Raw genomic sequence first — 6,811 nt, forward strand, 5'->3', positions numbered from 1 at the left:
CGGCTTGTACTCCCAATGAAGTTCAGAAAACTTCAGGCAGATACAATCCGTATGAAGCTGATCAAAATAGCTGCAAAAGTAGTTCGATCAGCAAGATACATGGTATTCAAACTCTGTAGCAGTTGTCCATATCAGGAAGAGTTCATTGAGACACTTTCAAACATCAGGCAACTTCAAGTTGAGTTGGAATAGCAACTTAGTGGAACTTTGACAGCTTAAAAGGATTTCTTTCCAACGATTACGGGATTTTTGCGCCCTTTTTTCGGTAGATAACTGTTGATTCTTTTAAGGTTGTTTTTAAAATTATCCGCAGAGGCTAAATTGAGTGAACTTATACCTCCGTGAATAATTCAGGATTATATTTATGCTCTTTTATTTATATCTTTTTATATTTATATATCATCATTTCTTTTATATTTCAATAAAATAGGACGTTGAGCAAGGAAACGGCGCTTTGACTTAATTTGTTTCATCCTTGTATCGTAGATTTCCATTCTGTAATACTTCAAATTTTCCAGAATACATCTCTTCAAAAACCTGCTCACAAGGCACCTTGCAATAACGCAATTCCTTTGAAGCATCATGGACTTTGAATGTTGTCTGGTTTCTCTTTCGATTTTCCTCAAGGTATGAGTCTTTGAGATAAAGTCAGTGTCAAGAAGAGCATATTTTTCTTTCATTAAATGCTCACCCTAACCTTCATATAGAAAGCCCTTTCTGAGTTTATCTATGTATGCAAATTCTGCGTTTTCGCGACTTTCGGTAAGGAGTTCCTGCTTTTTGTTATATTCCATATTATCAAGAAGACTCCCAAGATAAGGAAAGTCTTTACTGTTCTGCTGCCATCCTAAAGCTTTACCTGTGAGCATTATTCTTTCTGAAATAAAGGATGAATTACATGAAAGTAATTCGTTAGCTTTAGTATTTGAAATGTTATGGTTTTCAACAAGTCTCAGTACAACTGCTTTATATGGGAGCGCAAATAATTCCATCAAAACCAAAACATCATCAACTGATATTTTATCTCCGGTAATACCATAGAGCTTGATTTGCTCATCAAGTATACTATCTGGCATCAACAGCAAACCGGCAAATGCATTTGCCTCAAGATCTTCCTGTGAAACAGCCATACCATCCACGGTTTTTGAATCTAAAAGTGAACCACTTGCTATGGTTTCCGGATCAATATCTTCGGCGTAATAGTGTATGTGGTATAACTCATGACCAACCGCAAAGATCTGTTTGCAAAGAGCCAGTCCTGAATTAACGCAAAGAAATATCGTTCCTTTTTTTACAAATGTAAATGCCCACAGTTCATCATCCTTAAATGGATATCTGAGTATTTCCAGAGGTAATTCTCTTTTTCTGGCATAGTTTTCTACAATACCAAATATAGAATCACGAATAGTTGTGGTTCCGCAATAATTAGCCGCAAATGATTTAGACAAAGCACTTATGTTTTCAAATTGCTTAGGTTGCTTGCTGAACAAGCTTTCCTCTAATACGTTTCCCATTATTCTTCCCCCCAAGGAGCAATCATGGATGTACCATTTTCACGGACTCTTTTATGAAAGAGGATCATATCAGAAAGATCATCGGCGATTTTTAGGGCATGTCTTGCCTCATCAGACTGGACTTTTCCCATAAAAGCATGAACTATATCAGTATCTTTGTACTCGGAAGATATCTTAGTAAGCTCCTCCATCTTGACACCAAGATATTTAGATATTGATTTAAGTTCAATAGCATTGATCATGCGCGCACCATTCAGCATCTTGTTTACTGTTTGTTTAGTTGTTCCCAGTGCTTCTGCAAGATCTGTCTGTTTTTTATTCTGTTTTTTTAGCAGGGCTTGTATATTGCTTGCAATCATCATATTCATATCAATCATAATCATTGTCTCCTATGAATTTATATAGCAACTCTTCGTATCTATAGTATAATTCCCTATGCCAATAAAGTCAATAAAATCATTACTAAATAACACTTTATACAAAATATAGTAACTATATAATTTACTACAATTACGCAAAAGAAGCCTTCCAAGGAAGCTTCTCTCGCGTATATTTTTATCGCGGGGGAACAGTTCAGTTTATAAAATTTTTGCTCCCTAACTCAAAAAAATAACGAGTTAGGGAGCAAAAATTTAACTCACTAATACCCACGGCTTAAGTGAGTATTAGTGAGTTTTTTGTCAAAAGCACTTGTTTAAGATCATATTCAGATAATCATCCAAACACTCTTCCAGTATCCTTTCTGCATCCAGATCTCCGAACCCATGATAGAACTCTTCAGCAACACCTCCGGCAATAGCTCCGAAGGTGTCTGTATCACAATTAAGGCTAATGACATTTCTCATAAAGCTCTCATAATCTGTACTTTCGTAAAAGCATCTCATGGCTGCTGGAACGGATCCTTGGCAGGTTTCATTCCATCTGTATCGTGATCGTAACTCGTCAAGACTATAGAAAATGCTGTATTCATAGTTCTCAGGTGGATACTCACTTAATACATAGTCGTAAATTTCCTGCTTGCTCTTCCCATGCCTTGCCATAAAAATACATGTAGCGGTGACAACTGCACCCTTGATACCTTCCGGGTGATTATGAGAAACAGCCGCAGTAGCTTTAGCCTTCCACTGCATTTCGTTGTAATCATCAAAGTACTCTCCAACAAAGGCAACTCTCATGGCAGATCCATTGCCATAACTTCTATAGGGTGTGTGGTCATTTCCATTAATCCAGTTTCGGAAGCTTCCGCCGTACCCGCAATCAGGGTACCTCCTGCCAACCATAACCATAGTCTCAGTAAGATCACGTCCTTCAAGAATTGCCTTCTTTATTGCAAGTGTCATTACGGTATCATCGGTGAATCTTGCAGGTGGGTTTCCTGTCAGGGGCACGGTCTTCCAGTCATAATCTCTTACTCTCTTAAATTCATATGGAGAACCGAGTATATCCCCAAGTATTGCGCCTTTAACTGCCATAGGATTTTCTCCTTTACTGAACTTTTCCGCGTTTCCTGAAATCAACTTTTATTTCTTCAGCCCAGTTGCTCTCTTCAAGACATTCGCTTGCCTTTGCAGAACCATGTGCCCTCATCACGGAACATACAGCTCTGGAAATTCCAGCATAGACATTTGAAGTGCCAAGCTCATCACATACGTAGTTGACTGCCCTTTCTTTGCTGATTCCAAACTTCCGGGCTTCTTCGTAGGCGTCAATATTTGCTCCGATGAAAATAAATTCCCAACCGTATTTTTCCTGTTGATGTTTCACCATATTTTCAACCTGTTCTCTAGAGTACCTGGAGCTTGCATTCTCCATTCCGTCTGTGGTGATCACAACAAGAGTATTATCAGGTCTGTCCTCCGGCCTTATGTACTTGTGTACATTTCCGATGTGGTGGATTGCACCACCTACTGCATCAAGGAGTGCTGTACATCCCCTGACGTAGTACTGTTTATCCGTCATTTTCTCAATCTTGTCAATCGGGACTCTGTCATGTATCACTTCACTTCTGTCGTCGAAAAGTACAGTGGAGACGAGAGCTTTCTCACCTGTTTTCTTCTGCTTTTCCATCATGGCATTGAACCCACCGATGGTATCGGCTTCAAGTCCTCCCATAGATCCGCTTCTGTCCAAAATATAAACTATCTCTGTATAACCCTTACTCATTCTGTTACCTCCTGCATATCGCTATATATTGATCTCTGCCCCTCTGCAGCGAGGCATTTTCTATCTGATATCCTAATGATACATTGCTGCAATATAAAAAGGGTAAACCCGGAGTTTACCCTTAAGATAGTCAGTCTTTTGAAAGCGGATCCAGCCCGTAATCAAAGAGCACGATATCAATTTTAATCACATTGTATTCTTTATTTTCGATGAAGTACCTGACTACTGCATCGGTTTGGGATATGGGCGATAATGCATATCCGGCAATTCTTAGGAAATCTACAGTTTCATCAAGATTGAGACGTAATCCAACAGCAAGTGCAAGAACTTTTTTCTTTGAAGGATTAACTTTACCCTTCATGATCCTTGAAAAGTACTGTTTGGAGATATTGGCAGCCGCATAGACCTCAGAGTTCTTGAGACCTTTCTTATTTATGATTTTCTGAAGATGCTTTTCAAAGGACTCCTTGTAAATGCTTTTAAGCATGTCATCAAGAATCCCGGATGAACCTGATGCCGGAGCACTTTTTCCTGAAAATGCTTTGAATGCGGGTAATCTTCCAGCCTTCGGAATGGCATTTTTTCTTTCTGAAGCCGGTGCCGGTAAATCCTCTTCAGGGATATTTTCATCAGATTCAGCTTCATCAAATGACGCTTCATCCAAAGTCATGCTTTGCCCAAAGGATTCCCGTGGCGCAGAACCGCAGTAATCATATTCCTTTGCCAGAGCATCAGCGACATAATCATCATCTATATAGCTTTTGACTTCCTCTACCAGCTCACCGGATAACTTGACGCTCTGCGTCCCAAACACTACAAGAAGGATCTCCATGTCATGATTCTCCAGAAATCCGGTGAAAGCATTAACAGCGATCTCCATTGCAAGGCGCTGAGGGAACTTATACGTTCCGGTGGCAAGAAGCGGGAATGCTATAGATTTACAGTCATATTCCTCCGCAAGCTGTAAAGCTTTATCGTAACAGGCTTTAAGAAGCTCAGCCTCACCTTCATTGCCACCTTTCCACCAGGGACTGCTTGCATGGATTATGTATCTGGCATCCAGGTCAAATGCCGGCGTGATTGCAACATCACCGGGATCAAGGACTCCTATCTTTCTCCGCTCATTGAGAAGCTGTTCTTTCCCGGCAGCCGTATATATCGCAGAATCCACCCCGCCACCGATTGCAACATCGGGATTGGCAGTGTTTACGATGGCATCTGCTTTTACTTTGGTTATATCATTTCTGATTATTTGAAACGGCATTTTGTCTCCTCCGGCCGGTTATCCTCAGGGAATAGAATATCGTCTTTCTTTAATATATTTATAATACTCGTTAACAAGATTGCGATAACCTATCTTTTTTAGCATTTCATAAGTTATCTTATAGTTCCCTTTATAATGTCTGCCACTATACAGATATCTTAAATATTCCTGCATATAATCATCAATTATTCGGAATCCTTTTGTTGAAGTGACAAAAGTAAAATACCATCTTTTCCAACAGAACTCATTATCTTCTCTTTCATCGTAAAAGATCTTATTAAACCTCTTTAAGAATCTGGCGGCAGTCTCTTCATAAGACAATTTTTTCATCGAGCGTTTCCGATACAGATAATGGGCGTATCTTCGGATTTTCTGTTTTGTTTTCATGATGGTGCCTCTTGATAGATCATAAGCTCCATCAATGTAGCTAAATCCAAGATAATCCCATGCTTCCCCCGGGTCTGTTAAAACATACTTCTCTGAATTAACTGTTAAACCAGCTTCCTTTATCCTGAGTAAAAGATCCGATAACAAACTATTTCTTTCTTCCGCAGAATCAGCAAATATTATTATGTCATCCGAATACCTGAAGTAATGTACTCCTTTAGAAAGAAAATAATTATCAAGATCATTAAGATATACATTTGCCATGAAACCGGATAATGGTGTTCCGGCCATCGCTCCATGGTTTTCTGTAATTATCTCATCATCCAGGATTACTTCTTTACGTTCATATAAGCGTAGTAAAAAATCCATAAGTGGCGGATCTTCGGATAAAAAAATTTTCAATTTATCTAATAAAGCATCATCCGGAATACTATTGAAATAATCGTGGATATCTATCTTCACAGTATATTTACAATGAATTTCAGGAATCCTTCTGATATCCCCGGCAGCATCCTTTACATTACGATTCATACGAAAAGCATAGCTGTTGTCACAGAACCTTGAATCATAACGGCCAAGTAAATAGCATATGATTTGTAATATTGCCTTCTCGGCATACGGATAAATATATACTACCCGTTTACGATTTGTACCCTTTTTATTTATAAAGCATTTTCTCGGCAAGGAAAAATGCTCTATACCATTAAAAATATCTTTGGTAAGAGATAAGTACTCCTCTGTATCAATGAATTCTTTAAGTATTTTCAGTTCACTTTTTCTAATATGCCTGGAAGCCTCTTTATATTCATAAAAAGCTATCCAAGTCTCTTTTTTTATTATTTCGTTTAATATACCCATATCAAAAAAGCGCACGTATCAAAGTGCGCCTTATAGGAAAGAATGATGAATTAACATCGGAACGATGGACCAGACTACACGAACTTCAGGCATCTGCAAACCTATCATAACAAAGCTCGCTCCATCCTTTGCAGAAACATAATGTATTCTTTCCCTTATTAGAATGTTACTTAATTATGAATTCCCATGTCAAGCAGAATTGTAGACTTCGACCGCGTAAGTTTATATAAAGATGATAGAGTGAATATTATCTGATCATCGGTTTTCAGAGGGTTACCGGCAGATTTGAAGGCTGCCGGCTTTGAGTAATGTGAAAGAAAGTAAAGGATAGCCAAAAAACAAGCATACTTAAACAAGCTATCCAAAGAATAGCTTTTATTAAAAAAATAGATTATTGAGATTAATGTTATGAAGCTATATTAGATTCCTTGATTATTCCCTCAGCAATCAAAAGCTTCATTGCTTGTTTGATAGCCTTCTCTTTCTGCTTTTCCTTGAGGGTTCCAGGCATATCAATTTTATAAAGATCGGTTGGGTTCCATACTTCGCCCGTAGATAACATATGATAGGCAGCTGTAAGGATCATCCTGGCGATTGCGATGATGGCACGTTTCTTACCACGACG

General features: G+C 38.6%; 8 protein-coding genes and 1 pseudogene. 1 reads left to right on the forward strand and 8 read right to left on the reverse strand.

Annotated elements, in window-relative coordinates; translation table 11 throughout:
* Nucleotides 1–192: transposase (locus tag G625_RS0114155; protein ID WP_029200790.1), on the forward strand; the 192-nt coding region annotated here is incomplete at its 5' end.
* A 200-nt stretch (nucleotides 193–392) separates the two neighbouring features.
* Here G625_RS0114155 and G625_RS0114160 read toward each other — a convergent pair.
* The 8 genes and pseudogenes from G625_RS0114160 to G625_RS0114195 all read right to left on the reverse strand — a co-directional run.
* Nucleotides 393–680: a hypothetical protein gene (locus tag G625_RS0114160; protein ID WP_029201621.1), complete on the reverse strand. Its 288-nt coding sequence runs from the start codon at nucleotides 678–680 to the stop codon at nucleotides 393–395.
* Between the two features lie 12 nt (nucleotides 681–692).
* Complete coding sequence (locus G625_RS0114165) at nucleotides 693–1,529, reverse strand: ImmA/IrrE family metallo-endopeptidase (RefSeq protein WP_242826645.1); 837 nt, start codon at nucleotides 1,527–1,529, stop codon at nucleotides 693–695.
* Nucleotides 1,514–1,891, reverse strand: coding sequence for a helix-turn-helix domain-containing protein (locus tag G625_RS0114170; RefSeq protein WP_029201623.1), 378 nt, complete (start codon nucleotides 1,889–1,891; stop codon nucleotides 1,514–1,516). Before G625_RS0114170 ends, G625_RS0114165 begins: the two co-directional genes overlap by 16 nt.
* 303 nt (nucleotides 1,892–2,194) lie before the next feature.
* Entirely contained in the window at nucleotides 2,195–2,986 is a 792-nt protein-coding gene (locus G625_RS0114175) for an ADP-ribosylglycohydrolase family protein (protein ID WP_029201624.1), read from the reverse strand.
* A gap of 13 nt (nucleotides 2,987–2,999) precedes the next feature.
* Nucleotides 3,000–3,677: a vWA domain-containing protein gene (locus tag G625_RS0114180; RefSeq protein ID WP_029201625.1), complete on the reverse strand. Its 678-nt coding sequence runs from the start codon at nucleotides 3,675–3,677 to the stop codon at nucleotides 3,000–3,002.
* 130 nt (nucleotides 3,678–3,807) lie between these two features.
* Entirely contained in the window at nucleotides 3,808–4,941 is a 1,134-nt protein-coding gene (locus G625_RS0114185; protein ID WP_029201626.1) for a macro domain-containing protein, read from the reverse strand.
* Between the two features lie 24 nt (nucleotides 4,942–4,965).
* Entirely contained in the window at nucleotides 4,966–6,186 is a 1,221-nt protein-coding gene (locus G625_RS0114190; RefSeq protein WP_029201627.1) for a reverse transcriptase/maturase family protein, read from the reverse strand.
* 406 nt (nucleotides 6,187–6,592) lie between these two features.
* Nucleotides 6,593–6,811: pseudogene (locus G625_RS0114195) on the reverse strand (IS110 family transposase); the annotation flags it as partial.

The organism is Oribacterium sp. NK2B42 (assembly GCF_000424445.1).
Classification (GTDB): domain Bacteria; phylum Bacillota; class Clostridia; order Lachnospirales; family Lachnospiraceae; genus Oribacterium.